Annotated in this window: 21 protein-coding genes; 18 read left to right on the top strand and 3 right to left on the bottom strand. The window is 47.9% G+C overall.

The window, feature by feature from the left end:
• Positions 1-66 precede the first annotated feature (66 nt).
• The gene (aroC, locus tag NST47_RS33970) at positions 67-1,122 is read right to left on the bottom strand and encodes a chorismate synthase (RefSeq protein ID WP_341159067.1); all 1,056 of its coding nucleotides are present in this window, start codon (positions 1,120-1,122) and stop codon (positions 67-69) included.
• Positions 1,123-1,567: 445 nt separating this feature from the next.
• Here aroC and NST47_RS33965 point away from each other — a divergent pair, with 445 nt between their 5' ends.
• The 14 genes from NST47_RS33965 (at position 1,568) to NST47_RS33900 (ending at position 16,685) form a co-directional block, all read left to right on the top strand.
• Complete coding sequence (locus tag NST47_RS33965; RefSeq protein ID WP_341159066.1) at positions 1,568-2,233, top strand: helix-turn-helix transcriptional regulator; 666 nt, start codon at positions 1,568-1,570, stop codon at positions 2,231-2,233.
• Between the two features lie 104 nt (positions 2,234-2,337).
• The gene (locus tag NST47_RS33960; RefSeq protein ID WP_341159065.1) at positions 2,338-3,303 is read left to right on the top strand and encodes an ABC transporter ATP-binding protein; all 966 of its coding nucleotides are present in this window, start codon (positions 2,338-2,340) and stop codon (positions 3,301-3,303) included.
• Between the two features lie 17 nt (positions 3,304-3,320).
• Positions 3,321-4,307 carry an ABC transporter ATP-binding protein gene (locus NST47_RS33955; protein WP_341159064.1) on the top strand — a complete coding sequence of 329 codons (987 nt, stop codon included), beginning with the start codon at positions 3,321-3,323 and terminating at the stop codon, positions 4,305-4,307.
• On the top strand, positions 4,304-5,404 hold the full coding sequence (locus tag NST47_RS33950) for an amidohydrolase/deacetylase family metallohydrolase (RefSeq protein WP_341159063.1): 1,101 nt from the start codon (positions 4,304-4,306) through the stop codon (positions 5,402-5,404). The genes NST47_RS33955 and NST47_RS33950 overlap by 4 nt, the downstream gene beginning before the upstream one ends.
• 109 nt (positions 5,405-5,513) lie before the next feature.
• The gene (locus NST47_RS33945) at positions 5,514-7,058 is read left to right on the top strand and encodes an ABC transporter substrate-binding protein (protein ID WP_341159062.1); all 1,545 of its coding nucleotides are present in this window, start codon (positions 5,514-5,516) and stop codon (positions 7,056-7,058) included.
• Between the two features lie 26 nt (positions 7,059-7,084).
• Positions 7,085-8,002, top strand: a complete 918-nt coding sequence (locus NST47_RS33940; RefSeq protein WP_341159061.1) for an ABC transporter permease — start codon at positions 7,085-7,087, stop codon at positions 8,000-8,002.
• A gap of 26 nt (positions 8,003-8,028) precedes the next feature.
• Complete coding sequence (locus tag NST47_RS33935; RefSeq protein ID WP_341159060.1) at positions 8,029-8,865, top strand: ABC transporter permease; 837 nt, start codon at positions 8,029-8,031, stop codon at positions 8,863-8,865.
• A 155-nt stretch (positions 8,866-9,020) separates the two neighbouring features.
• The gene (locus NST47_RS33930; RefSeq protein WP_341159059.1) at positions 9,021-10,274 is read left to right on the top strand and encodes a threonine synthase; all 1,254 of its coding nucleotides are present in this window, start codon (positions 9,021-9,023) and stop codon (positions 10,272-10,274) included.
• Between the two features lie 62 nt (positions 10,275-10,336).
• Positions 10,337-11,494, top strand: coding sequence for a M20 family metallopeptidase (locus NST47_RS33925; RefSeq protein WP_341159058.1), 1,158 nt, complete (start codon positions 10,337-10,339; stop codon positions 11,492-11,494).
• A 4-nt stretch (positions 11,495-11,498) separates the two neighbouring features.
• On the top strand, positions 11,499-12,581 hold the full coding sequence (locus NST47_RS33920; protein ID WP_341159057.1) for a serine hydrolase domain-containing protein: 1,083 nt from the start codon (positions 11,499-11,501) through the stop codon (positions 12,579-12,581).
• Positions 12,568-13,644, top strand: coding sequence for a dipeptide epimerase (locus NST47_RS33915; RefSeq protein ID WP_341159056.1), 1,077 nt, complete (start codon positions 12,568-12,570; stop codon positions 13,642-13,644). Before NST47_RS33920 ends, NST47_RS33915 begins: the two co-directional genes overlap by 14 nt.
• Before the next feature lie 41 nt (positions 13,645-13,685).
• Positions 13,686-14,150, top strand: coding sequence for a RidA family protein (locus NST47_RS33910; protein ID WP_341159055.1), 465 nt, complete (start codon positions 13,686-13,688; stop codon positions 14,148-14,150).
• A gap of 32 nt (positions 14,151-14,182) precedes the next feature.
• Positions 14,183-15,298, top strand: coding sequence for an alanine dehydrogenase (gene ald / locus NST47_RS33905; RefSeq protein ID WP_341159054.1), 1,116 nt, complete (start codon positions 14,183-14,185; stop codon positions 15,296-15,298).
• Positions 15,299-15,515: 217 nt separating this feature from the next.
• Entirely contained in the window at positions 15,516-16,685 is a 1,170-nt protein-coding gene (locus NST47_RS33900) for an MFS transporter (protein WP_262687086.1), read from the top strand.
• A gap of 94 nt (positions 16,686-16,779) precedes the next feature.
• On the opposite strand, the gene NST47_RS33895 is transcribed toward NST47_RS33900, so the two are convergent.
• Complete coding sequence (locus tag NST47_RS33895) at positions 16,780-17,640, bottom strand: hypothetical protein (protein ID WP_341159053.1); 861 nt, start codon at positions 17,638-17,640, stop codon at positions 16,780-16,782.
• Between the two features lie 75 nt (positions 17,641-17,715).
• On the bottom strand, positions 17,716-18,621 hold the full coding sequence (locus NST47_RS33890; protein ID WP_341159052.1) for a LysR family transcriptional regulator: 906 nt from the start codon (positions 18,619-18,621) through the stop codon (positions 17,716-17,718).
• Between the two features lie 288 nt (positions 18,622-18,909).
• On the opposite strand from NST47_RS33890, the gene NST47_RS33885 reads away from it, so the two are divergent.
• Genes NST47_RS33885 through NST47_RS33870 form a run of 4 tightly spaced genes read left to right on the top strand, consistent with a single transcriptional unit; the run spans position 18,910 to position 24,094 of the window.
• Positions 18,910-19,887 (top strand): ABC transporter ATP-binding protein, encoded by a 978-nt coding sequence (locus NST47_RS33885; protein ID WP_341159051.1) that lies wholly within the window; start codon positions 18,910-18,912, stop codon positions 19,885-19,887.
• Between the two features lie 58 nt (positions 19,888-19,945).
• Positions 19,946-21,040, top strand: coding sequence for an ABC transporter substrate-binding protein (locus NST47_RS33880; protein ID WP_341159812.1), 1,095 nt, complete (start codon positions 19,946-19,948; stop codon positions 21,038-21,040).
• Positions 21,041-21,086: 46 nt separating this feature from the next.
• Positions 21,087-22,754, top strand: a complete 1,668-nt coding sequence (locus tag NST47_RS33875; protein ID WP_341159050.1) for an ABC transporter permease — start codon at positions 21,087-21,089, stop codon at positions 22,752-22,754.
• 38 nt (positions 22,755-22,792) lie between these two features.
• The gene (locus tag NST47_RS33870; RefSeq protein ID WP_341159049.1) at positions 22,793-24,094 is read left to right on the top strand and encodes an MBL fold metallo-hydrolase; all 1,302 of its coding nucleotides are present in this window, start codon (positions 22,793-22,795) and stop codon (positions 24,092-24,094) included.
• The last annotated feature ends 77 nt before the right edge of the window (positions 24,095-24,171 follow it).

The raw sequence follows: 24,171 nt of genomic DNA, 5'->3' as shown, positions 1-24,171 counted from the left end.
CTTATACGGCAAGAAAATATCCCAAGCTGTCACTATCAGCAGCTTGGGATATTGGTGTGTCTCCGACTAGTGGTGCATGGCTGCTTGTCTTTTGAAATGATCCTCCAGTACGAGACAAGCCATGGCTTCGATAACTGGCACAATCCTGGGACAGATGCAGGGGTCATGCCTGCCTTCAGTAACTATAGATTGTTCCTCACCGCTGACGTTTATCGTCTGCTGCGGGACGGATATCGAGGACGTAGGTTTAACCGCAACCCGGAATATGATGTCCTCTCCGGTGCTGATACCCCCAACAATCCCGCCTGCGTGATTACTTATAAACCCCGATGCCTGCATCTGATCATTATGCTCGCTGCCAAGCATTTCCGCTGCCGCGAAGCCAGCACCGAATTCAATACCTTTGACCGCTCCAATCGACAGCATCGCCCGTGCCAGCTCGGCATCAAGCTTATCAAACACGGGCTCCCCTATGCCTGGCAGCACTCCGCGGATTCGGCACTCCACGATGCCTCCACAGCTGTTTCCAGCAGCAGCCAACGCTTCAATCCTCGTTACCATAGCTGCCGCGGCCTTGGGATCGCAGGCCCGTACGGCATTACGCTCAATCTCTTGCTCATCAAACGTCTCACAGTGGATACCGCCGATGGCTTTCGTATAGGCTACGAGACTGACTCCTCTATGTTCTAGCAGCTTGCGAGCCACAGCCCCTGCTGCAACCCTGCCTGCTGTTTCCCGCCCCGAGGCTCTCCCGCTTCCCCGATGATCCCGAATTCCGTATTTTTGCAAATAGGTGAAATCAGCGTGCCCCGGACGAAAAGCATGCTGGATATCGTTATAGGCTGATGACTGCATATCGTGATTATGCATCATCATGCAGATGGGCGTGCCTGTAGTTTTCCCTTCATACATGCCTGAGAGAATATGCACAATGTCTGATTCCTTGCGGGGTGAAGTGACAGTAGATTGTCCAGGCTTCCTGCGATCCAATTGAATTTGGATATAGGCCGCATCGATTTCAATGCCTGGTGTGACACCATCTACAATAACACCAACCGCGGGTCCGTGGGATTCTCCGAACGTTGTTATTTTGAAAACCTGGCCAAATGAATTTCCTGCCATGATCAATACCTCCTGATATACTAGCTGCTGCTCGATGTTGTAATAGCCTATATTATAATTTCGCTTGAGGAATAAATAAAATTGAAATTTTAACGAATAGACATAGAAATTATCTATGACATAATTTATAAAAAATAATTATTGTTCTTAACCTATTGATTTTCTGATTGTGCTCAATTCGATTTCCGGCTCATTTATATTGATAATTGCTAACTTATATCTAAATATATGACATATAAACTAACATTAAATAGTGAAAATCAAACGAATTCATCGGTGTATCACTGAAATAACACTTTTATGTTATGTATATGTTATATAAACTACAAATGAAAGGGTTTTCTTTTTAAAAAGTTGTTGACTACGAATTGTTTTAAATATATATTAATATTAAGAAAAAAAATTAGATCATCTAAAAAATTTTAATATAGGTGTGTGATGTGAAATGGAAAGTGTCAAACTTGAGCTTGAATTTTTAACCTCTATGATTAATGGGATCGCTGCTCAGTTCGGAGACAAATGTGAGGTTGTTCTACATGATTTGACTCAAAATTATGACAGTACGATTGTTGCCATCAAGAACGGCCACATCACAGGAAGAAGAATTGGTGATTGCGGTAGTAATCTCGGGCTTGAGGTACTTCGAGGCACTGTTAAGGATGGTGACCGTTACAATTACCTGACGCAAACGAAGGAAGGGAAAATATTGAGGTCCTCTTCCGTGTATATCAAAAATAGTCAAGGTGAAACGATTGGTGCTGTCTGTATGAATCTGGATATTTCCGATTTTATTTTGGCAGAGAATACGATCAAATCAATAACGATGCGCAATACTACATCAGAAGTGGAAGAAGTGTTCGTAAAAGATGTAAATGAGCTTTTGGATTTTTTACTGCAGGAATGCCAGAATGAAATCGGAAAGCCTGTAACCCACATGTCAAAGGAAGAAAAGCTCAAGGCTATCCAATATTTGGATAATAAAGGCGCGTTTTTGATCAAAAAGGCTGGAGATAAGGTATGCAAGTTTTTTGATATTTCCAAGTTTACCTTGTACAACTATCTCGACGATGTTCGCACCACGCAAAAGGATATGCTTCAAGCTAAATTATAAGGGGGAGGCCTTCATCTCCTTCCTTATACGGCAGTTTGAATTTGTTTATTGATTAAGCTAAAAAAACTGGATATTGGATGATTATGGATAAAGGAGGTTCCTTTATGGTTCAGCCACTTCTATCGGTTGAAAATTTAAAAACGTATTTTATTAAAGGCGAGGTAGAGGTACATGCTGTTGACGGCATCGATCTCACGATTTATCCCAAGCAAATTGTCTGTATTGTTGGTGAATCAGGCTGTGGCAAAAGTATGACATCCTTATCCATTATGGGATTGGTTCCGAAGCCACATGGGCGTGTGGTCAATGGACAGATTTGGTTTGGCGGTCAGAATTTACTGGGGCTGACAGAAAATCAGCTGTCTTCGATCAGGGGTAACGATATTTCGATGATTTTTCAGGAACCGATGACTTCGCTGAATCCCGTGTTGACGATCGGTGATCAGATGACTGAGGTGCTGCTGAGGCACCGTAACATATCGAAGCAGCAGGCGCTCGAAAAAGTCATTGAAATGCTGGAGTTCGTTGGTGTCGCGAGGGCTAAGGATATTGTGAAGGAATATCCGCACCAATTTTCAGGTGGAATGCGACAGCGTGTGATGATCGGTATGGCTATGATTTGCGAGCCTAAGCTGCTGATTGCCGATGAGCCCACAACCGCTCTTGATGTGACCATACAGGCACAAGTGCTCGATCTGATGAAACGAATGCGGGATGAGTTCGAAACCTCGGTGATGATGATTACCCATGATTTGGGTGTGGTAGCTGAAATCGCCGACCAGGTAGTTGTTATGTATGCGGGGCAGGTTGTTGAAAGTGCATCTGCAGATCACCTTTTTGAGGATCCGCTTCATCCGTATTCCCGGGCGCTGTTGAAATCTATTCCGTCACTTGATGAAGAAAAAGAAGTCTTGTACTCCATTCCGGGTACGGTGCCGGATTCCTCAAGGTACCCGACAGGATGTCGATTTGCGGAACGCTGCGAATGGACACAGCCTTCCTGTATGGAAACAATGCCGGAGCTGCGCGAAATAAAGCCAGGTCAATTCGCCCGGTGTGATCTTATCTAGCAGAAAGGAGGATTATTGTGAGCAATCAGTTGTTGGAGGTTTCCAATCTCAAAAAATATTTTCCGATTCAAGCCGGACTTATACGTAGAACCATTGGGCATGTAAAAGCGATAGATGATGTTTCCTTTCAATTAGGCTATGGCGAAACGCTTGGTATTGTTGGCGAGTCCGGCTGTGGAAAATCGACCCTGGGTCGTATGATCATGCGCATACTGGAACCGACGGAAGGAAGTATCGTGTTCGATCAGCAAGATATTACCCGAATGCACGGAAGCACACTTCGCCGCACTCGCCGTAATTTCCAAATGGTATTTCAGGATCCTTACGCATCGCTGAATCCAAAAATGATGGTAGCAGATATCATTGCTGAGCCGCTGCTCGTAAATGGAATCATGAATCGCAGTGAAGCATCGGTCAAGGTCCATCAACTATTGGATCTGGTTGGCTTGCGGGAAAAGGATTTGCGAAAATATCCACATGAGTTTTCTGGTGGTCAAAGGCAGCGTATTGGTATTGCGCGGGCCTTGTCCTTAAGTCCGAAGCTGATAGTGGCGGACGAAGCGGTCTCGGCCCTGGATGTATCCATTCAGGCGCAGATTTTGAATCTGATGGTAGATTTGAAGAAGGAATTTAATCTGTCCTATATTTTCATCTCGCATAATCTTTCCGTGGTCAAGCATATCAGCAACCGTGTTGGTGTGATGTATCTCGGACATCTGGTGGAGATCGGAGGAAAGGACAGTCTGTACCAAGAACCGCTTCATCCTTATACAAAGGCGCTTTTATCCTCTTCACCTGTGACGAAGAGAGGGGCTAAGCGAGAGAAAATTATTTTGCAGGGAGAAGTCCCCAGTCCTGCTAATCCACCACAAGGCTGTCCGTTTCATACACGATGTCCGCAGATGATGGATGTTTGCAGAACGGTCCGGCCACAGCTGGAAGAAATAAAACCAGGGCATTACACAGCTTGTCATTTATATGAAACGGCGGGTGTGCAGATATGAGTGAACCGATTTTAGTACAAGTTATTGATCCTACACAACAGCAGACCTACAAAGCTCTTTTGATTCAAACGGCTGAAGGCTGTCATCTTGATCGTGCTCCCACCGATCATCCATTTCAGGAGCCGGAATTGTATTTGAGTCCGGGATGGATTGATCTGCACGGGCATGTATATGACGGTGTTGCTAACCTGAGTGTAGCAGCCGATACTGCCGGCATTCATAGCGGTGTGCATCTGGTTGTTGATGCAGGAAGTGCCGGTGAAGCAACGTTATCCGGATTTCGGAAGTATGTCGCCCCTGCCTCCCGAACAGGGATTATGGCTTGGCTCAATATTAGCTCCATCGGGCTGGTGCATCTTCGTGAGGTAGCTACTCTGGATCATATCGATATCGATAAGACCGTCAAAGCTGTCATGGATCATCGTGATTTCGTTTGTGGCATCAAAGTTCGTTCAAGCGGTGCAATTGTAGGTACGATGGGGTTGCAGCCACTTCAGCTGGCCAAGCTTGCAGCATGTGAGGCAGGTGTTCCGATTATGGTTCATATCGGTGAAGCGCCACCGCTGATCGATGGTGTACTGGATCTTTTGGATGAGGGCGATGTGATCACCCATTGCTTTCATGGGAAGACAGGAACCCCTTGGAACAAGGATGGTAGTCCTGCAGCAGCCTTGAAGCGGGCCATTGACAGGGGAGTGAAGCTGGATGTGGGACATGGGGCGGCAAGCTTCAATATTGAAGTGTGCCGGAATGCATTGGCTGCAGGCTTCGCTCCGCATACGATCAGTACGGATGTTCATATTCGCAATATCCGCGGTCCTGTATATGATCTCCCGACAACGATGACTAAGCTGTTAGCCTGCGGGATGCCTCTTGAACAGATTGTTGCAGCCGTAACGATGGCGCCAGCGCAAATTTTACAGCTGGATCATTGGTGCTCACTGAATGGCAGCATAGAGCGGGCAACCTTGTTCCGTGTTGATGATCAACGTCCGGAAGGACGAGATTATCGGGATTCGCAAGGCAACACCCTTGTACCTAAGCGGTACATTCAACCAACCGGGATTATAACTGCAGGTCAATATACAGTGTGCTAGCTGCTGTGAGACCGGCAAATTATATAAACGAACCACCTTAGCAGTTTGTATTTCAGGCAAGTTGTGCAGGCACTATCAAACAGGAAAGACCATTCGAGGAGGAATTATTGTGAGATTGAAGCTATTACTGGCAGCCCTGTGTTTGATGATCGTTTTATCCGCTTGTACGAGCTCGGGTGGCAGTTCATCTGCTCCTGTCACTGACAAAGGAAATGCAGCCACCCCATCCAAACCGGGCAAGGATACGTTAACGGTTGCGCAGGAGATCGACGCGGGGACCCTGGACCCGCAAAAGCAGGGTAAAATACCCGATATGGGTATTTTGATCAACATGTTTGACACACTGGTTACTCGGGATGACAACAACAAGTTGGCTCCGTCGCTGGCTACCGAATGGAAGGCATTGGATGATACGACATGGGAATTCAAGCTTAGAGAAGGCGTGAAATTTCATAACGGCGAGCCGTTTAATGCAGAGGCCGTGAAATTCAGTATTGACCGTCTTAATAATCCAGATACCAAATCACCGATTGTCGAGCTGAAAACCGTCAAAGAAGTTATTGTTGTTGATGCCAAGACAGTGAAAATTGTTACCGATGGCCCCGATCCGATTCTACCTAACAAAATGACGTTGTTCGGCGGAACGATGGTACCTCCTCAATACATCAAGGAAAAGGGTGACGACAATTTTGCCAAAAACCCGGTAGGAACCGGTCCTTTCAAATTCGTATCCTGGCAAAAGGACAGTCAAATCACCATGGAAGCCAATGCTGATTACTGGCAGGGAGCAGCCAAATTCAAAAAGCTGGTTATCAAAATTATTCCGAACCCTTCCAATATGGCAGCAGCGATCCGTGCGGGCGAAGTGGATATAGCAGCCGGCATTAAGCCTGATGTGGCTACACAGCTGAAAAGTCAAACAGAGCTTAAAGTCGTATCCAGCCCAGGGATCCGCACATTCTATATTTCTTTGGATACCAAGGAAGGCCCTCTGGCCAAGAAGGAAGTACGCCAAGCGCTTAACTATGCTATTGATGTGAATACAATGATTAAAACTGTATTGGACGGTAACGCAGCACGTGTATCTACTTTGATTCCTAAGGAAAATTTCGGATTCGATCCGGCTATCACGCCTTATGAATACAATATCGAAAAAGCCAAATCGCTGCTGACACAGGCCGGTTATCCGCAAGGCTTTGCTATTACGCTGGATGCCGATAATCTTGAGGTAAATAACGTTCAGGTCATTGCCGCCCAACTGGAGAAAATAGGGGTTAAGGTTCAGTTGAACCTGATGGACAGCAAAACGTTAACGGCCAATCTGATTGCCAAAAAGACCTCGCCTATGTATTTTATCGGAAATACCGGATGGACAATGGATGCGATGAGTAATTTCCAATCTTACCTCAAGAGCGACAGACGTTATAACAGATTTGCCAATGCTGAGATTGATAAACTGATTGATGAGGAAGAGCAAACTATTGATCCACAAAAACGTCAAGTTTCGTTTACGAAGCTGCAAACCATTTTGAAAGAAGAAGCGCCTTTCATTTATTTATATCAAATTAATGGTCTGTACGGAATTCGCAACAATATTGAATGGAAACCAAATCCGGTCGGCATCTTGTCCATGTACAAAGCATCCATTAAATGATTTGTCTGCTGCGGGGGTGAAATCTTTTGCTATCTTATATATTGCGTCGCTGCTTTTATGCCATATTTGTGCTATTTGGGGTGGCGACCGTCGTATTTCTAATTACAAGGCTGACCGGAGATCCGGTTGCCATCATGCTGACTCCCGATGCCACTGTTGAACAGGAGCAGGCGCTTCGACATTCTCTGGGTATGGATAAACCAGTCATGGAGCAGTATGTGATTTATATTTGGAATCTGCTGCAATTAAATTTCGGAGTTTCCCTGCGCTATGGCGAATCCACACTGCAGCTTATTATGGAAAGAATGCCGGCAACGATTCAGCTAGCCGGTGCAGCCTTACTATTTTCACTTGTCATTGCTATTCCTGCCGGGATTATCTCGGCGATCAAAAGAGGTACGGTAATTGAAAAAGGATTAATGTCATTCATCGTGCTTGGACAGTCGATGCCCGTCTTTTGGGTCGGGATTTTACTGGTATTATTATTCTCTGTTCAATGGAGAATATTCCCGACTGGCGGTATCGGCGGCATCAGCCATCTGGTTTTACCTGCTTTTGCACTTGGCATTCATTTACTGGCGCTTGTCGCCAGATTGTTAAGATCATCTTTGATTGAAGCTCTCGATTCCGATTATATTCGTACTGCCAGAGCCAAAGGGCTGGTTTCGCGGGTTGTGATTTCGAAGCATGCGCTGCGAAATTGCCTGCTGCCTGTTATTACGATTGTCGGCTTGGAGATCGGATCATTATTGGGAGGCTCAGTAGTAACGGAAACCGTGTTTGCTTGGCCTGGTGTAGGTCAGCTGCTGGTGCAGTCGATTTATAATCGCGATTACCCATTGGTTCAAGGAGCCATCATTATACTGGCTGCTATCTTTGTATTGGTAAATCTGATTGTCGATATCTGTTATGTGCTCGTTGATCCTCGTATCCAATATAAATAGGGGGGATACCTACGTTAAAGCGAATATTGAAAGGGAAATATGGCAGCCTGTTTAGCTGGATTTCGATGTGCATTCTTGCCGGTTTTCTGATTATGGCTATAGCCGCATCGAAATTATCGCCTCATGATCCGAACGTTCAGGATTTGTTAATGCGTTTTAAACCACCCTTTTGGTTGAGCGGTTCCGAAGCCGGATATTGGCTGGGAACCGATAATCTGGGGAGGGACCTGTTGAGCCGAATCATATATGGCAGTCAGGTATCCATACTCGTTGGTGTGGCAGCCGTAGCCATATCCGGTGTATTGGGAACGATTATTGGTTTGTTATCCGGATTTTACAATGCTTTGGATCATATTATGATGCGGATCGCAGATATTCAGTTGGCTTTTCCGACAATACTGCTGGCGCTTGCTATCGTAGCGGTCATTGGTGGCGGCTTGAATAATTTGATTATTGTACTTGGTATTACAGGATGGGTGCCTTATGCCAGAGTTATCCGTTCTGAGGTTTTAAGTATACGCTCCAGTGACTTTGTCGTTGCGGCGCAAACCATTGGAGTCAGTGATTTTCGACTGCTGTTCAGGCACATTCTTCCGAATATTTTCTCGCCTGTAATTACGATAGCTACGTTTCAGGTGGCATCTGCCATTATTGCCGAGTCCTCGCTAAGCTTTTTGGGCTTGGGTGTTCCTGTCAGTGTACCCAGCTGGGGGAACATGCTGAATCAAGGCCAATTGTATATGGAATCAGCTTGGTGGATATCCGTATTTCCAGGCTTGTCCATCATGTTGATAGTGCTGTCCATTAACATAATGGGGGATGTTTGGAGAGATATTCTGAACCCCAAGGCCAAAGGTCGCTAACTGGATAATGATCAAAGCTTGGCGCATGCATACGAAGTCAGCTTTCCTACGGAAAGCTCAGCGAATGCATACGAAGTTAGCTTTCCTACGGAAAGCTCAGCGAATGCATACGAAGTTAGCTTTCCTACGGAAAGCTCTAAGGAGGATAAATGCAGATGGTCTGGTCCTATGCAACCGATTATTGTTGCGATGATTGCGCGGAGCGCTTCGATTTATTACAACCTTTAAATACGTGCCCCAGCTGTGGTGGACTGTTGGAGATCCATTATGATCTGGATCGGATGAAGCTTGATTTGCAGCCGGAGCAGTTTGCTGCACGTGAGCCATCGATGTGGCGGTGGCATGAATTTTATCCTCTGCAGCATGCTGGGAACATGGTGTCGATGGGTGAGGGCGGCACGCCTCTGCTTCCTTCCGTTTACGCCGGGCGTAAGCTTGGCTTGTCCCGGTTGTATTTCAAGAACGATGCCTTGATGCCGACAGGCAGCTTCAAGGATCGCGGATTCAGCTTGGCGGTCAGCTTTGCCAAGGAGCTCGGGATATCGCGCGGGCTTACCTACAGTTCGGGAAATGCGGGAGCATCCTTTGCCGCTTATGCGAATCGTGCCGGCCTTGACGCGACTGTGCTGGTCGAATACTTGGCTAATCCGATAAAAAAATCGATGATAAGCCTGTATGGTGCCCATACGGCTGCACTCTATTTTGAGAGCATGACCGATATTACGGCTATGCTGGAGCGGGCCGTACAAGAGCTTGGATTGTATCAGTTTGTTAACTTTATTAACCCCACAAGGCACGAAGCGATGAAAAGCTATGCCTATGAAATCAGTCAGGCTCTGGGCTGGAAGGCTCCTGATGTGATGATTCATCCTGTAGGTACTGGGGGCGGCATTTGGGGAGCGTGGAAAGGATTTCGTGAGCTGAAGCAATTAAACTGGATTGATTCGCTTCCCAGAATGGTCGCTGTGCAGCCTTATGCTACGGGACCGATTGTTCGGGCATTCAAGCAAGGGGCCAGACATGCCGAAAAGTATGGCGATCCCACACAAACGATTGCGCAAAGCATTGCAGCTGATGCTCCTATTCAGGGCGGTCGCAGAGTATTGAATGCGGTTTATGATTCAGGTGGCTTCGCGGAAACCGTAACAAATGAAGAAATTATTGAAGCGGTGCAATGGCTGGGCCACGAAGGGATTTGTGCCGAGCCAGCGTCTGCAGCCTCTCTCGCAGCTTTGAAGCGTGCAGTGGAGCAAGGTATCGTGCAGCAGGATGATTGCATTGTATGCGTGATTACCGGAAGTGGATTGAAGCAGCCGTCCATCATTCAACAGGCGGCGGTCGAATCTGAACTGAAGTTAAATGCAAGCTTTGAAGAGTTGAACAAGCTGTTGGCCAGTTTGTGGCCTTAGATGCCGGGTATGTGCTGCTTCCTATCACAGTCTTCTGAAAAAAGAGATCGGAGATGATCATCATGCAGCAGTCAAGCTCTGTTATTACAGCATTAATGGAATGTATAGCGCGTCCTACTCCAAATCCGCCGGGTGAAGTCGCTGTTGTTGCTGATTGGCTGGAGGCTTGGGCCTTACGCTTCGGTGCTCAGGTCGTGCGGCAAACCGTGGAGCCGGGAAAAGACAATGTGATCATGACGCTGGATTTTGGACCTGGGCCTTGTCTGGTATTTAATACTCATATGGATGTTAACGATCCTTCTGGGCAAGTCTGGTCGAGTCCTCCATTTGAGCCGAGGCTGAGCCTGGATGAAGGCAAATTGTATGGGGTGGGTGCTTGCGATGCTAAAGGCAGCCTGGTGAGTATGATGGCTGCGATGGAACAAATCGCCAACGAGCATGAGCACCTGCAGGGTAAGCTGGTGCTTACGGCAGTAATGGGTGAAGAAGCTGGAGGTATCGGTTCCTTATTCCTGGTGCAGCAGGGAATTCAGGCAGATGGTGCTGTTGTTGGCGAACCTACCGGTCTGGAGGTTGCGATTGCCCACAAAGGGACCTATATGAGGCGTATTCGGTTTCTTGGACGTGCCGCACATTCGGGAAGGCCTGAGCTTGGGGTCAATGCGATAGTCCATGCATCGAAGTTTATTGTCGAGTATGAGAAGCTGAACAGCAAGCTGTCGCAAAATGCGCATCCGCTGCTTGGACCGGCCAGCGCAGTTGTGACGATTATACAAGGTGGAACGCGTCAAAATACAATTCCCAATCGAACCGAAATCATCATAGACCGCAGATTGATTCCGGGTGAAACCCATGCTGATGCTGATCGTGAGCTGGAGCAAATTCTCGGTGCGTTGAAAGAAGCGATACCCGAGCTTGAAGTAGACCCGATTGAAGTTGTTGTGGCAACCATTCCTTCGGAAACGATGGCCGATAAGAAAATAGTCAGCACGGCTCTTGAAGCAGTGGAGTATGTAGTGGGGAAACCGCAGCATGCTCATGGCTTCAGAGCAGGGTGTGATATGAGCAAGCTGGTCACGATCGCAGGTATTCCCACCATTATATTGGGACCCGGCAGTCTGGATCAGGCGCATGCGCCAAATGAATTTGTCGAAATCGCTCAGGTTGAGCAAGCGGCACAAATCTATGAGCGTATTGCCCGACAATTTTTAGGCAGGTGATTGTATGAGTATACTTAAACAATTTGTGCAGCAATCCCGTCATCAAGGGTCCTTTTCCGGTGCGGCGTATGCTATTGGAAATTCATCAGGCATTATCGAGCAAGGTGCGGTTGGAACCCTTTCATGGGACGGTCTCTCCGTGGAATCGGATAGTTTGTGGGATTTGGCTTCCGTGACCAAGCCAATCGCGATTCTCCCATTAATGGTCATGCTGGAGAAGGGCGAATGTTACCTGGATGATGTCATCGCTCACTTCTTGCCCGAGTACAAAGATACGGATAAAGCCAATATTACGCTTCGTCAGCTCCTGACGCATTCCAGCGGGATACCGGGGCAGCAGCCATTGTACCAAACCTCGCCTACGAAGCAGGAGCTGATGGCTGCTGTAAGGGACCTTCCGTTAAGGTATGCGCCAGGTACGGATGTTGAATATACATCCCAAGGTTATATGATTTTAGGTGACATCATAGAAGCGATCGCGGGCAGCAGCCTCGATATCGTTCTACAGCAAATGGTGCTGGATCCGATAGGCTTGCACCAAACGATGTTCAATCCACCGGAAAACTTGCTCCCTCGTATTGCCGCAACCGAATACTGCGAATGGCGTCACGCTGTTGTGAAGGGTGAGGTGCATGACGAGAACGCTGTCGTATTGGGAGGGGCTGCTGGACATGCGGGCTTATTCAGTACAGTTGGAGATATGAGCCTGCTTTGTCAAGCGATGCTCAGGTTAGGGGAAACCGCTCAAGGGAGGTTTTTACAACCGGAGACGGTACGTCTGATGACTCGCAATGAGACATCCTCCATGAAATTGGCGAGAGGGTTGGGTTGGCAGGCGAAGGATCGGCATGATTCTCCAGCAGGTGATTTGTTCTCCTTGTCCTCGTATGGGCATACCGGATTCACGGGAACGAGCATATGGATGGACCCGGAAGCAGACCTATTTGCCGTGCTGCTGACAAATCGTGTGCATCCTACACGCGCAAACCAGACTATCAAAAGGATTCGTTCCATTTTTCACAATCTGGCTGTGCTGTCCATAGGAAATTCAGTGAGAAAGCAAGGCGAAGCTAATGCGGATTGCTGAGATAGAGACCAGACGGCTGGCCGTTGCTTTAAAAAAACCATTTAAAACTGCTCTTCGTACGGTACATACCGCCGAATCGGTGGTGGTTCGAATTCGCTGTCACAATGGGCTGGAGGGCTGGGGGGAGGCGCCCCCTACGATGGCTATTACCGGAGAAAGTCTGGATAGCATCGAGGCCTTCATTCAAACCGTCAAGCCGCTGCTTATCGGGCAAAATCCGCTTAATTACGAACGGGTTTTCCCTATCCTGCAGTACGCTGCGATAGGAAATAACAGCGCCAAGGCGGCGGTAGATATGGCGCTCTATGATTTGATTGGGCGAAGCTGCAAGCTGCCTCTGTACCAGTTGCTGGGTGGTTATCGGAACGAGATTGAAACGGATTATACGGTAAGCGTCAATTCTCCGGAAGAAATGGGAGAGGATGCCACCCATTACGTGAAAAGCGGTTTTACGGTACTGAAGATCAAGGTTGGGATCGACGATATTCAAAAGGATTTGGAACGGGTTCGGGAAATTCGGAATCGTGTCGGTTATACGATCAAGCTGCGGCTTGATGCCAATCAAGGCTGGGAAGCCAAGTCGGCGATTCGCGCCATCCGTACGATGGAAGACTTAGGTTTGGATATCGAGCTGGTCGAACAGCCAGTCAAAGCTTATGATCTTACCGGTCTTAAACAAGTTACTGATGCTGTAGACACGCCAATTATGGCAGATGAGAGTGTATTCAGTCCTCTGGATGCATTTGAGGTGTTGAAAAATCGCGCTGCTGATTTAATCAATATCAAATTGATGAAGGCAGGCGGTATTTACCGGGCAGAAACGATAAACAGGATGGCAGAAACATGTGGGGTGGCCTGCATGGTCGGAAGTATGATTGAATCGCGGATTGGCATCTCGGCAGCTGTGCATTTTGCTGCAAGCAAAATGAATATTACCCGATTCGATTTTGATGCTCCCCTTATGATGGTGAGGGATGCTGTTCAGGGTGGGGTCGTGTATGACGGGAAAACCATCAAGCTTCCCGATAATCCGGGAATAGGCATTGTTAATATCGATTGGTAAAGAACGAAGAAAATAAAATGTGAATTTTCAGGAGGAACATCATGGGTGTGATATCGGATAAATTAAAGGAAATAGGGATCGAACTACCTCTGCCTGGGGCTCCGGCGGCAATTTATATTCCAGCGGTTACAGTTAATAATCTGGTCTATACATCAGGTAATGACTGCCGCATAGATGGGAAGCTGATGTATGAAGGGAAGCTGGGCAAGGATTTGACCATTGAACAGGGACAACAGGCAGCCCGCCAAACCATGATTAACCTGCTCGGTGTTTTGCAAGCTCATCTGGGTGATCTGGATAGGGTGGAAAAGGTTGTGAAACTATTGGCCTTTGTTAATAGCGCAGAGGGGTTTACGGATCAGCCCTATGTGATTAACGGGGCATCTGAGCTGCTGATATCGTTGTTTGGTGAGGCTGGCAAACACGCAAGATCGGCTATCGGCACGTCAGACTTACCTTTTAACACGCCTGTTGAAATAGAAATGATCGTTCAAATCAAAGCCTGAACATCCATGATATAGCCAAGGAGGGCGAGCCGATGATTATAGGGATACCGAAGGAATTGAAAAATAATGAGAACCGGGTTGCAATTACCCCTGCTGGTGCTGAAGTGTTAAGGACCAATGGCCATGAGGTTTGTATCGAACAGGGTGCAGGGCTCGGCAGCGGATTTCAGGATGAGGAATATCGTGTGCAAGGTGTACGGATTCTGGATACCGCAGCAGAGGTTTGGACCAAATCGGATCTGATTATGAAAGTGAAGGAGCCTATCCCTCAAGAGTATGCCTATTTCAGAGAAGGTCTTCTCCTGTTTACCTACCTGCATCTGGCCCCGGAGCCGGAATTAACGAAGGCATTGGTTGATCAAGGGGTGATTGCCATCGCCTATGAGACGATTCAACTGGATGATCGCTCCCTTCCGCTGTTAACTCCAATGAGTGAGGTGGCTGGACGAATGGCTGTGCAAATTGGCGCTCAGTTTCTTGAGAAGCCGCATGGCGGTAAGGGGGTTCTGCTTGGAGGCATACCTGGTGTTCAGCCTGCTGAGGTTGTAATTGTCGGGGGAGGCATTGTAGGAACGAATGCAGCCAAAATGGCACTGGGGACAGGTGCGCGTGTTACACTGCTTGATGTGAATGCGGATCGGCTTCGTTATTTGGACGATATTTTTGGTGGACGCCTTACTACATTGGTTTCCGATTCCTACCATATTGAGCAGGCGGTGAGCAAGGCTGATTTGTTGATCGGTGCCGTTCTGATACCCGGTGCGCGTGCCCCCAAGATCGTAAAGGAATATATGATTCGAGGCATGGCCCCGGGCTCTGTTATTGTAGATGTGGCGATAGACCAAGGTGGCTCGATCGAAACGATAGACCGAGTAACTACACACTCCAATCCTGTTTATGTCAAGCATGGAGTCGTCCATTATGCGGTTGCCAACATGCCTGGTGCTGTTGCGAGAACATCAACCTTTGGATTGACGAATGCCACGACTCCTTATGCGGTGCAGATTGCCAATAAAGGAATTCGACAAGCGATCATCGACAATCAAGCGCTTGCCAGAGGCGTGAATGTGGCTAACGGATTTGTGACTTATGAAGCGATAGCGCAGGAACTCAATTTTGCTTATATCCCTGTTAACCAAGCGGTTTAATGCGTATGTATATTAATCGACTTGAACAGGCTCGAAATAATTCTCGTGGAATCATATGTATCGTTTTGACCGGAAAAGCTTGAGTAATCAAGCTTTTTTGGCTTCCTGTTGATGTCTCGCTGCTGGAAATTTATTATGTCAGGCACAGACCGGGCATGACGCTGCAAGCCAATCTATGTTACCATGGAAGAAAATCAAAATAGGGAGGATACTCGGCATGCCCAGCAAAAATGTTACAATCCTGGCGATATTTTATGCCTTTGTTTATATGAGTATCGGGACGTTTTCATCGTATATCGGCATTTATATGACTGAGGCGGGGATTGGACACTCGGAAATCGGGATTCTTACCTCAATAGGAGCTGTTATCGGGTTAGTTGCACAGCCGATATGGGGAGTACTAAGCGACAGGGCCAAGACCAAAAATCAAATCTTGATGATCTGTACGTTGTGTGCCAGCTTGGCTGTATGGCTCATCCCGTGGGCTGGCAATTTGTTTGTGCCACTGCTGATTGCAATGGCCTTATTCAGTCTGTTCCAGATTGCGATTAATCCGCTTAGCGACGCGATTACACTTGAGCTTTCCTCCAAAGGCGTCGTACGGTTCTCCAGTATTCGTACCTTCGGCTCAGTCGGCTATGCGATTGTTTCGGTGGCGGCGGGTTGGTTGTTCGCAGAGCATCTGAACACGATATTTTTGATTACCTCGCTCATTATGTTTGGCTGCTTTTTGCTATCGCTCGGTATTCCGAAGGTGGCTGGTCACCAAAGCGGCGGCAAGAAAGTAAATCTGGTCAGTATTTTCAAAAATAGACAATTGGTAATTTTGTATGCGTACACGCTATCCTTGTCCATTGCGATGGGCTTTTTATTTTCATTTCAGGCCATTTATAGTAAAGAGCAGGGTATCAGTATGGAGGTTATCGGGATTGGGCTTGCTATCGGCTCGTTTAGTCAATTTCCGTTTATGATCTTTTTTCAGCGGTTTTATGATCGGTTTGGTATTCGCAATATTTTGCTGTTCTCGGGACTTATTCATACATTAAGATGGTGTTTGTATGCGTTTGCACTAACACCATTTACGTACATATTAAGCTGGGTGCTTCATGGCGGGACGTATATTTTGTTTTATATGTGTTTGGCCGAGTATGTGAATACTTATGTGGTTAAGGAACTAAAGGCATCAGGACAGATGCTGAACTCGCTCATTCAGTTAAGTGTCGGCAAAATTATTGGCGGCATGCTTGGCGGTGTCTATGCAGCCCACTTCGGTTTCCAGAGCGCGTTTCTGGTGCTGGCGGTAATGGGCGGACTCTCAACGGTGGCCTTTTATATGGTGGATCGGCGGTACGGCGTATTTGCGAAGCTGGATAGCAGTCAGCTGTAAGGGTTTCACCCCAAATAGGTCCTCTAATACGTGAAAAGCCAGCACTCATGTTCTCACATGAAGGCTGGCTTTTTCTATTCCATAGCTGCTGCTTTTAGTAGCGGTCCATAATCATCTGGGTTTTCAACGAATCCTGTGCCAGGAACCAGCCTTGACTTTGCAGGTAGGTAATCAACTGATCGTGCTTGGTTGAGGCGGTGGTGCTGCTGTTCGTTTTGAAGGAGATTTCAACGACATTCTCGATTCCTGTACCAGCGGCATTTTGGATCGGCCAAACCTCGATATACGTTTCAAGACCACTCCACGTACCGATTGATCGCTTGGCCAGCACCGGACCATACACACGGGAGGCATTCAGCATATCCGTGCCCCAGCCATTGTACAGCCATTTGTCCATTTTACCGGGAACATTGTCCTTTAACAGCTTGCGGGAATCGCTGGCAGAAGGAAGGTCCATACCGCTGTAGCCGGATTTTTTGCCGGTTTTTTTGTTGGAAATGCTTAAGGTTTTATTCAAATAGCCCCATTCGACCTGTGCATCGTAATTGGTGTCACTGGAATCAAAGCCTTCCTGCTTGGCCAGAGTCAATGCTGCCGTGATGTTGTCATTAATGATCGGATAACGTTTTTTGTAGGTAAGCTCAAAATCACTTTCACCTTCGGTTTTGCGGATGCGGGGAATCCAGGTGTTGGTGTAAATATCCTTGGCATTGGTATCGAGAAATTCGACGTTCATTTTGGTAACGGTGCTTGGCATGCCAAAGGCTGCTCTTACTGTACTGGTCAGCTTTCCATCGGAACCCAATACGGCGCTTGGCTGCATTAACAGCTTTACTTCATAATCCGGGACCATGTTGCTTGCCGCCTGTACAGGTGCAGGCATACTCATGCTGACTGCGAGGACGGCCGTACATACGACTGATGCCAATCCGCCTAACCACTTGTTTCTTCTCACTTCATTTCATCTCCCTCATAGTGAATGGCTCATTACTTACAAGGATGACTATAGAGATCGATTGTTATCTGAATGTTAGCGTGTTGTGTTGATATTGTAAACCGGATTTAACAGATGCTGGATAAAGCCCTCCAATAAGGCCGACTGCCGGCGATCCAGGTTGTAGGCATAGTACACGTAGCGCTTGAAAGGATTTTGCGGAATCGGACGGAATACAAGCTCCCCGCGTTCAACCTCGCGCAGCACAGCTAAGCGGGAAACGAAGGAAATGCTTTCCCCCAGCATGACCACCTGCTTAATCGCCTCCAGTGAATCCAGCTCGATATGGCCGTTCAGCTCCATACGGTTGCTCTGTGCCCATTTCATCGTCAATTGGCGAGTGCTGGACTCTGGGCTGTGCAGCAGGAACGGGACACTCTGGATTTGATCGGGAAACAGCTGTGGGTAGCTTGCCAGCTTATGTTCCGGCGAACAAATGAGAACCAGCTCGTCCTCACAAAACGTTTCGCCCAGCAGCGGCGGCATTTGGAAGGGCTCGCATGACATGATGCCCAGATCAATCTCATGATTGACCAGCAATTCCTTGATCACGGGTGCTGTCTTGACGATCAGCGACAGCTGGATTCGCGGGTATGCTTGCGTAAAGCTGCTCAGCAAACGCGGCAGAATGTACGTGCCTGGTACATAGCTGGCACCAATCTTCAAAGAACCTCGACCCAACTGGTCGTATTCCTTGACGACACGTTCCGCTTCATGAGCCAACGCATTAATTTTTACGGAGTAGTGATATAACGATCTGCCGGCCTCGGTCAGGTGCACCTTCCCTGAACGTGATTCGAACAGCTGGACACCCAGCTCCTGCTCCAGATTTTTCATGTGAAAGGAGACGGTTGGCTGTTTTAATCCCATTGCATCGGCGACAGTCGTCACCTTCTTATGCTTCTCAATCAATTCGACCATTTGTAATTTAAGCAGGTTCATGGGACACCTTCCTCAGGGCGTTCTTGGAACGCCAGCATCGTAAGCATAATCTCAGGACGTTCTTGGAACGCCGGCATTGTAAGCTTGATTGAGTGATTGACGACCGACTTCAGCACTAGTATAGATAAAATCTATAGGTTTGAATAGATTACATTGATAAAATTAACAAAACATTTACGTGACGATAACACTTGGATGAAGATCGACCTCTACAATAAGTTTAGGAAGACTTGCAGCAAGAGAAATTTGTGCAGGACAGGGATTAAGGGGAAAAAGGAAGGTAATGGCATGGATCTGGTGATTCAAGGCTTGGAAAAAAGCTTCAACCGCGTTCAAGCGCTGCATACAACGAACTTAAACATTAAGCAAGGGCGCTTTACGACCTTGCTGGGGCCCTCGGGCTGTGGCAAAACGACCCTGCTGCGCATGATTGCCGGGCTTGAGACACCTGACCAGGGCGAGCTGTGGCTGGGGGATGACATCTTGTTCTCCAGCGCCAAACGGATTGATCGACCCACGCACCGCAGAAATTTTGGCATGGTGTTCCAGGATTTTGCCTTATGGCCGCATATGACCGTATTTGAGAATATTGCTTTTGGTCTGCGAGCCTCAGGTAAGACGAAGGATCTCAAGCGAGTTGTACAGGAAGCCGTTGATATGGTGCGTCTGCAGGGGCTGGAGCAGCGATATCCGCATCAGCTTTCGGGTGGACAGCAGCAGCGGGTCGCTTTTGCAAGGGCTGTTGTTATGAAGCCGCAGCTCGTATTGTTCGATGAACCGCTGAGTGCGCTGGATGCCATGCTGCGGGACGAAATGCGGATCGAGCTAACCGGACTTGTGCGGGATATCGGGCTAACGGCTTTGTATGTGACGCATGATCAGGTAGAGGCGATGTCGATGTCCGACGAAATTGTGGTCATGAAGGCAGGACAGATTTTACAAAAGGGAACTCCCGAGCAAATCTATAATACCCCCCAGCATCCGTTTATTGCCCAATTTATCGGTAAATCGAATTGGCTGGTCAAGGACAAGCTGCTCATTCGTCCAGAGCAAATCCAGTGGGTACGTAATGGCTCGGTTGATGCTTATCGGGGTAAAGTACAGAGCGTCAGTTATCTGGGAGACCGCTATGAAATTCAGCTCGATATGGGCAGCTTGGGATTGTGGACGGCCTATGATCGGGAACGCAAACCGACAGGCGAAGAAGTTGAGATGTATATAAGTCGGGAAGATATTCACGAAATTACAGATGAAACCAAACGGTGAATACATACAAAGCGATGTTTATTCATCACACAAAACGAGGAGGCGTATTCAATTGAAAATGACAAAAGGGTTAAAAAACAGCGCATTAATGCTGCTTACGGCAATGGTAGGTTTTGGAGTTACAGGCTGTGGAACAGCAGCACCGACAGCAAGCACACCCAATAATGGAGCAGCTCCCAAGGCAGAGCCTGCCACAGCTACAACAGAAGTGAAACCAGCGGATAAAAAGGAAGAGAAGAAGCTGAGCGGCAAGCTGGTTGTATACAGCGCAGGACCCAAGGAATTGGCGGAAGCCATTCAAAAGGGCTATGAAACAAAAACAGGCGTGAAAATTGAAATGTTCCAGGGCACAACCGGAAAAGTGTTGTCCCGTATGGAAGCGGAGAAAGCAAACCCGGTCGTTGACGTTGTCATTCTTGCTTCACTTCCTGCAACGCAAGGCCTGAAGAAAAACGGAATGACACTGGAGTATAAGGATGCCAAAAATGCGGATAAGCTGATTCCGGAATGGTCAGATAAAGATGGACATTTCTTCGGCTACAGTGCATCTGCACTCGGTATCGGCTATAACACCAAGCTGGTTCCGACACCTCCCAAGGAATGGGCTGACCTGACCAAGGAAGAATGGAAGGGTAAAGTGAATATCCCGGACCCGGCATTATCCGGTTCAGCACTTGATTTTGTTACTGGCTACTTGAGCGGCAAGGGTGACAGCGGCTGGGATCTATTAGATCAGTATAAGAAAAATGGCGTAGCTATGGCAGGTGCGAATCAGGAAGCCTTAGACCCAGTTATTACTGGCGCTAAAAGCATTGTAGTTGCTGGTGTGGATTACCTGACTTATCAGGCTAAAGCCAAAGGTGAGCCGATCGACATGATCTACCCTGCCAGTGGAACTGTAATCAGCCCGCGTCCGGCAACGATTATCAAGACCTCGAAAAACCCGGATGCAGCCAAAGCCTATATCGATTACCTGCTGTCTGACGAAGCACAAGCGATGATCGCCGATACGTACCTGCTGCCAGGTCGTAAAGATATCAAAGCCAAGAATCGCCCGGGTGTGGATCAAATTCCGCAAATGAAAATTGACTGGACCTGGATGGACACGAACGGTGATGCCGTAACGAAAAAATTCACACAGCTGTTCAAATAAGCAGTAAATTAAGTGATAACCAGAAACCAGATAGAGAAGTGATCTTATGGAATATACTAGCTCGTTTTCGTATAAAAAACTCGGGATGGCCCTTGCCCTATTGCTGCTGGCGATGCTTGTGGTCGTCCCTCTTTTTTTCATATTTGTAACCAGTGTGTATCCAAGTGGTGAGCTGGATCTGCTGGCGCCGATCAGGGCCATTATGGAAAATGAACTGGCTGAAGTATTTTGGAACTCGATTTTGCTGGGAATTTGTGTAGTGGCGGGAACGACCGTGCTGGCGCTGCCGTTGGCGTGGATATTTGCCCGTACGGAGCTGAGCCGACATACCTGGCTGGATGTCATTATGCTGATTCCGTTTATGACGCCTCCCTATATCGGTTCGATGGGCTGGATTTTGTTCATGCAGAAGAACGGTTATCTGGAGCAGGTGCTTCCCGAAGCGGCTTTTCTTACCCCGGTATTTTTCACTATGTTCGGTATGATTGTGATCATGTGTCTGCACTTGTTCCCGTTCCTGTATCTGATTCTCCGTAATGCGCTGCTGCAAATCGGGGGTACGAAGGAAGAGGCGGCGAGTGTCCATGGTGGTGGATTTGTATACAGCTTTCGACGCATTATTATCCCGCTGCTGCTGTCCAGCTACGCTATGGGTGCCTTATTGATTTTTGTCAAAACGATTGCTGAATTCGGCACACCGGCAACCTTCGGCAGGAAGATAGGTTTTTATGTACTGACGTCGGAAATTCATAAATATATATCGAGCTGGCCGATTGATTTTGGCAAGGCTACGGCATTGGCTTCGATTCTTTTAAGCACATGCTTGTTGATCTGGTATATGCAGACTATGGTAAGCCAAAGGTTCACGTATTCGCTCGTTGGCGGTAAAGGAACACGGGGCAAAATATACCGAATGAGTGTATGGCAAAAGCTGCTGGCTTGGGGTTACATAGTCGGATTGCTCGGGCTGGCGATAGTTGTACCGTATTTCTCCATCATTGCCGCTTCACTGATGAAGCTGCGCGGAGTTGGCCTGAAATGGAACAATTTGACTTTTCAATATTATATCGATCTGCTGACCTGGGGCTCGAAGAGCATGCAGGCGTTAATGAACAGCCTCAGCCTGTCGCTGATTGCCGCAACGATTGCGGTAATTCTTGGCACATATTTTGCGCTGATGATTCGCAAGTCACAATCGTGGCCGCAAAGAATTACCGACTTGTTCGCCCTGCTGCCAAATACCGTGCCGGGCATCGTTATTGTCGTTGGACTCATCCTGTTCTGGAACTCGCCGTGGATGCCGATTCCGCTCTATAACACCTACGGTATGGTTGTCCTGACGTACGTCGTGTTCTTCCTTCCTTATACGGTGCAATATGTAAAAGCGAACTTTGCCCAGCTGGACGATTCGCTATTTCAAGCCGGTCGGGTATTTGGCGGCAAGCCGGCCTACATCTTCCGCAGAATTTTACTGCCGCTCATTATTCCGGGTATGGTGGCGGGTTGGATGATGACGTTTACGATATCGGTTCGTGAGCTGGTCGCCTCGCTGATGATTTTACCGCCATCGATGGAAACGTCGGCTACCTATATTTTCGCCCAATTTGAGCAGGGCAAAGTATCGCTCGGGATGGCAATGGCTGTCGTATCCGTCGGTTTGACGACGCTGATGCTGCTTGGCTTGAATCGAATTACGGCCAAGAAAAATTTGTAATCGGTAAACCTTACATCTAGTGGAGTGTGAATGTATATATGCAAGCAACAGTATGGGGTGGTGCTGGCGAGCATGGCCGCTCTTGCTATCTGATTGAACAAGGCCAAACACGTGTTTTACTCGATTGTGGGGTGAAGAAGGAGGGCACGGGTGAATACCCGCTGTGTGATGAAAATGTGGTTCCGCTGCTGAATGCGGTATTTTTATCACATGCCCACGAGGATCATTCCATAGCGATTCCCATGCTGTATACGATGGGCTATACCGGCGAAGTATGGACGACAAGAGCCACCTTCGAACAGCTTCCTTCCTATTATAAGGCTTGGAAAGGGTATGCGGCTTCCAGTCATGCGGAGCTGCCTTACAGCGATAAAGATATATCGGCGATCCAGTACAAGTTCATTGAAGAGCAAACGCCTTCCGGCGAATGGTATACGATACGGCCGGGATTGAGCGTATGCTGGGGAAGAAGCGGACATTTGGCTGGGTCCATCTGGCTGCTGCTGAATGTGGAGGGCAGACGGGTATTCTACTCAGGTGACTATACAGCGGAATCTTTGCTATTAGCTGCAGACCGCCCTCAACCGGCGCATTTGGAGGCTCCCATCGAGCTGGCTATTATAGATGCCGCGTATGGGATGGATACAGAATCCCAAGAGCAGAAGCTGGAGCAGCTGCGGCTGCAAATCGATGAAACGTTGAGACAAGGCGGCCCGGTTCTGCTGCCTGTGCCAACCTATGGACGCAGTCAGGAGATGCTGCTGTGGGCAAGGGAGCAATTTCCCGATGTCCCCATTTATGTAGAACAGGAGATTACTGCAGGATTGAAGCAGCTGCTGCAAGGACCGGAATGGCTGCTGCCCGAAGCTATAGCACGTATTCAGGCTTGTCTGGTGGATCCGAGAATTATTTTCGTGGATAGTGAAGCACGGCGGCTTCAGGCGGTATCGGAAATGGGGAGTCGGATCGTATTGACCAATGATGGCATGCTGCAATCGGCTCGCGGTCAATGGTACTATGAGCAGTTGACCAAGGATAAGGCCTGCTGCGTCATTTTGACGGGACATTTGGCTAAGGGAAGCTGTGCGCATCGGCTGCTAATGGCCTCCAGGGAGCATATGGAAATTCTCGGACATGACGCAGGTCAGGTGCATTTTATACGCTATAAGGTGCACCAGGGTTTGCCTGATGTCAGAGCCATGCTGGACGTTCTTGGAAGCGAGCACTCGATTCTGGTTCATGCGGGTCAGCAGGCGACAGCTGCGGTAGGTGTACAACTGAGCAAAGAGGGATATACTAACCTACATGCGTTGTCTGCCGGGGATACTTGGCGGGAATAGCCAAATAGCAGTTACAACATTTACCTCTACCTGTGGCATGAGTCCGGGTGGGGGTATTTCTTTGTGATCAGGCGATT

This window comes from Paenibacillus sp. FSL H8-0034 (assembly GCF_038000305.1).
Taxonomy (GTDB): Bacteria; Bacillota; Bacilli; order Paenibacillales; family NBRC-103111; genus Paenibacillus_S.
This window is presented reverse-complemented; position numbering and strand designations above follow the sequence as displayed.

Excerpts from the sequence above, each read along its gene's own strand:
- aroC (WP_341159067.1), bottom strand. The coding sequence starts at position 1,122 with ATGGCAGGAAATTCATTTGGCCAGGTTTTCAAAATAACAACGTTCGGA.
- NST47_RS33885 (WP_341159051.1), top strand. The coding sequence starts at position 18,910 with ATGGATCTGGTGATTCAAGGCTTGGAAAAAAGCTTCAACCGCGTTCAA.
- NST47_RS33925 (WP_341159058.1), top strand. The coding sequence starts at position 10,337 with ATGCAGCAGTCAAGCTCTGTTATTACAGCATTAATGGAATGTATAGCG.
- NST47_RS33965 (WP_341159066.1), top strand. The coding sequence starts at position 1,568 with ATGGAAAGTGTCAAACTTGAGCTTGAATTTTTAACCTCTATGATTAAT.
- NST47_RS33910 (WP_341159055.1), top strand. The coding sequence starts at position 13,686 with ATGGGTGTGATATCGGATAAATTAAAGGAAATAGGGATCGAACTACCT.
- NST47_RS33930 (WP_341159059.1), top strand. The coding sequence starts at position 9,021 with ATGGTCTGGTCCTATGCAACCGATTATTGTTGCGATGATTGCGCGGAG.
- NST47_RS33900 (WP_262687086.1), top strand. The coding sequence starts at position 15,516 with ATGCCCAGCAAAAATGTTACAATCCTGGCGATATTTTATGCCTTTGTT.
- NST47_RS33960 (WP_341159065.1), top strand. The coding sequence starts at position 2,338 with ATGGTTCAGCCACTTCTATCGGTTGAAAATTTAAAAACGTATTTTATT.
- NST47_RS33880 (WP_341159812.1), top strand. The coding sequence starts at position 19,946 with ATGACAAAAGGGTTAAAAAACAGCGCATTAATGCTGCTTACGGCAATG.
- NST47_RS33875 (WP_341159050.1), top strand. The coding sequence starts at position 21,087 with ATGGAATATACTAGCTCGTTTTCGTATAAAAAACTCGGGATGGCCCTT.
- NST47_RS33920 (WP_341159057.1), top strand. The coding sequence starts at position 11,499 with ATGAGTATACTTAAACAATTTGTGCAGCAATCCCGTCATCAAGGGTCC.
- NST47_RS33870 (WP_341159049.1), top strand. The coding sequence starts at position 22,793 with ATGCAAGCAACAGTATGGGGTGGTGCTGGCGAGCATGGCCGCTCTTGC.
- ald (WP_341159054.1), top strand. The coding sequence starts at position 14,183 with ATGATTATAGGGATACCGAAGGAATTGAAAAATAATGAGAACCGGGTT.
- NST47_RS33915 (WP_341159056.1), top strand. The coding sequence starts at position 12,568 with ATGCGGATTGCTGAGATAGAGACCAGACGGCTGGCCGTTGCTTTAAAA.
- NST47_RS33950 (WP_341159063.1), top strand. The coding sequence starts at position 4,304 with ATGAGTGAACCGATTTTAGTACAAGTTATTGATCCTACACAACAGCAG.
- NST47_RS33890 (WP_341159052.1), bottom strand. The coding sequence starts at position 18,621 with ATGAACCTGCTTAAATTACAAATGGTCGAATTGATTGAGAAGCATAAG.